At 47.3% G+C, this 2,556-nt stretch carries 4 protein-coding genes; all 4 read left to right on the top strand.

The window, feature by feature from the left end; translation table 11 throughout:
- Window positions 1-751, top strand: a 751-nt coding sequence (locus tag BG32_RS09290) for a DUF933 domain-containing protein (protein WP_121526728.1), incomplete at its 5' end; no start/stop codon positions are given.
- A complete protein-coding gene (locus BG32_RS09285) occupies window positions 732-1,529 on the top strand; it encodes a TatD family hydrolase (protein ID WP_006492804.1) in 798 nt (265 codons plus the stop codon). The genes BG32_RS09290 and BG32_RS09285, both read left to right, overlap by 20 nt.
- 8 nt (window positions 1,530-1,537) lie before the next feature.
- Window positions 1,538-1,879, top strand: a complete 342-nt coding sequence (locus BG32_RS09280) for a carboxymuconolactone decarboxylase family protein (RefSeq protein ID WP_006492803.1) — start codon at window positions 1,538-1,540, stop codon at window positions 1,877-1,879.
- On the top strand, window positions 1,879-2,556 hold a 678-nt coding region (locus BG32_RS09275), incomplete at its 3' end, for a 5'-3' exonuclease H3TH domain-containing protein (RefSeq protein ID WP_310793884.1). The genes BG32_RS09280 and BG32_RS09275, both read left to right, overlap by 1 nt.

Genomic DNA, 2,556 nt, shown 5'->3' with positions numbered 1-2,556 from the left:
CTACACTCCCGTCAAGCAATTGGAGACGATTGAGACCGAGCTTCTCGTAAGAGACATGGAAGTAGTAGAGGGCAGACTCTTAAAACTTGAAGAAGCGAAGAAGAAACGAAAGCTATCTGCCGACGAAGAAAGGGAGACTGAGCTTCTCCACCTCATCGAGAAGGGCTTCGACGAGAACAGTTTCGCATCGCAACTTGAACTTGCTGAGGATGATTTGAAACTACTTGGTTCGCTTGCCCTCTTCACGGCGAAGCCGATAATCGTAGCCATAAATCTGGATGAAGATCAGTTTTCTGCAAATGATTATCCAGAGCGTGAGACCCTTCTTCAAAGGATAAGTGAAAGAAACTTCGCGCACATTGAACTTTCAGGAAAAATAGAGTCCGAACTCATGGAACTATCCGAGGAGGACAGGGGGATTTTCATGGAAGAGCTTGGAATCTCCGAAAGTGGCATTGAGAGATTGTCGAGAGTGGTCTATGAACACATGGGCCTGATTTCCTTCTTGACCGTCGGCGAGGATGAAGTTAGGGCATGGACAATAAAGAAAAATACTCCGGCCAAGGCTGCTGCGGGGAAGATACACACGGATCTGGAGAGGAGTTTCATCAGGGCAGAAGTGATACCATACGATGAGTTCATGACGGTAAGGAACATGCAGGAGGCAAAGGCAAAAGGCATGGTGAAGATCGTAGGCAAGGAGGAGATCGTGAAGGACGGTGATATCTTTCATGTCAGAGCCAACGCCTGATTTCTCCTCACTGAAGCTTGTCGACACTCACGCACACATCTCCTTTCCCCAGTTTGATTCAGATAGAGAGAGAATAATCAGGCAAATTGAAGACAACACCATATCTCTTCTTGTTGAGATCGGGACAAATGTGGAGGACTCCGAAAGGGCCTTCAGAACCGTGAAAGGCCTGCGAAATGCTTTCTTCACGGCCGGAGTTCATCCTCATGACAGCGGCGGGCTAGATAAACAGGGTCTTCTCAAATTAGAATCTTTGCTTTTGAGTGATAAAGCCGTTGCTGTTGGCGAGATAGGACTGGATTTCTTCAGGAATCTTTCTCCTGTTGAAGACCAGGTAAGAGCCTTCAAAGAACAGCTTGAACTGGCGGCCAGGCTGGATCTTCCTGTCGTGGTGCACGTTCGGGAGGCCTACTCCGAAGCTTACGAGATACTCAAAAAATCCGGGCACTTCAAGGGAGTAATTCACGCCTTTTCCGCTGATTTAGAATATGCGAGAATGTTCGTGGAGCTGGGATTCTTCCTCGGAATCGGCGGACCATTGACATATAAGAAGAATGAAGAGCTCAGGGAGGTCGTAAGGGAAGTCTCTCTTGACAGACTCGTTTGCGAAACCGACTGTCCTTATCTTCCGCCAGTTCCTTTCAGAGGTAAACGGAACGAGCCCTATTACGTCGGCTATGTCATCGAAGAAATTGCGAATCAGAAAAACATTTCGCCGATCAGCTGTTCGGAAAGCCTCTTGAACAACGCATTGAGACTATTCTCTATCTCACTTTAGGAGGAAAAATGGGAAGACTTGAAGATTTCAGAAGTTTTCGAGAAAGGATGAACAATAGAATCCTTGAAACTGGTAACATAGATACGAAGCGTTTCTTCTCGCTGGACGGCGCTGTTTACGAGGATGGGGCGCTGGATTCGAAAACTAAAGAGTTGATGGGTCTTGTGGCTTCGGCAGTTCTCAGGTGTGATGATTGCATCGCTTATCACATAATTCAATGCAAGGCAACGGGGTCCAGTAGAGAAGAGATCATGGAAGCGCTCAACATAGCACTGATAGTTGGGGGGTCGATAGTTATTCCTCACTTCAGGAGGGCTGTTGAGCTACTCGACGAACTGGAGGCAGAGTAATGCCCGGAAAACTGTTTCTCTTTGATGGAACTGCAATCTTCTACCGTGGTTACTACGGGATAGATGTAACTCTTACAAACTCCAAAGGTGAACCAACAAACGCTCTCTTTGGAACGGCGAGGATGTTGTCGAAATTCACTCGAGAGAGAATGAAGAATGGCGACTATGCTATCTTCGCTTTTGACCGAAAGGAAGCTACGAAGCGTCATGATGCGTACGAATCATACAAGGCAACTCGTGAGGCTATGCCAGATGCCCTTGTTGCACAACTCAAGGACATTCCCGAACTAGTCGAGGCCTTCGGCATAAAGTTTCTTTCGATAGCCGGAATCGAAGCCGACGATATCCTTGCAACGGCTGCGAAGAAGTACCGTGATAAAGTTGACGAAGTGCTTATAGTAACCGGCGACAAGGATCTTCTTCAACTGGTGGACGATAAGGTTCACATTTTGCGTTTCGTTACGGGTCTTACCGATCTCGATGTATACGACAGAGAGAAGGTTTTGTCCAGGTATGAACTGGAACCGGAAAGGCTCCATGCTCTTCTTTCTCTCGCAGGTGATCCGTCGGATAACATACCCGGTGTTCCAGGAATCGGAATAAAGACCGCCCAGAAGCTTCTCAAAGAATACGGTGACATCGAAGGAATCTATGCAAACATCAGGAAACTCAGCCCT

Source organism: Mesotoga sp. HF07.pep.5.2.highcov (assembly GCF_003666285.1).
Taxonomy (GTDB): domain Bacteria; phylum Thermotogota; class Thermotogae; order Petrotogales; family Kosmotogaceae; genus Mesotoga; species Mesotoga prima.
The sequence above is the reverse complement of the archived record's forward strand: the minus strand, read 5'-3'. Positions and strand labels throughout refer to the sequence as shown.

What these genes read in the sequence shown, in the direction of transcription:
- BG32_RS09285 (WP_006492804.1), top strand. Translation starts at nt 732, where the DNA reads ATGTCAGAGCCAACGCCTGATTTCTCCTCACTGAAGCTTGTCGACACT.
- BG32_RS09280 (WP_006492803.1), top strand. Translation starts at nt 1,538, where the DNA reads ATGGGAAGACTTGAAGATTTCAGAAGTTTTCGAGAAAGGATGAACAAT.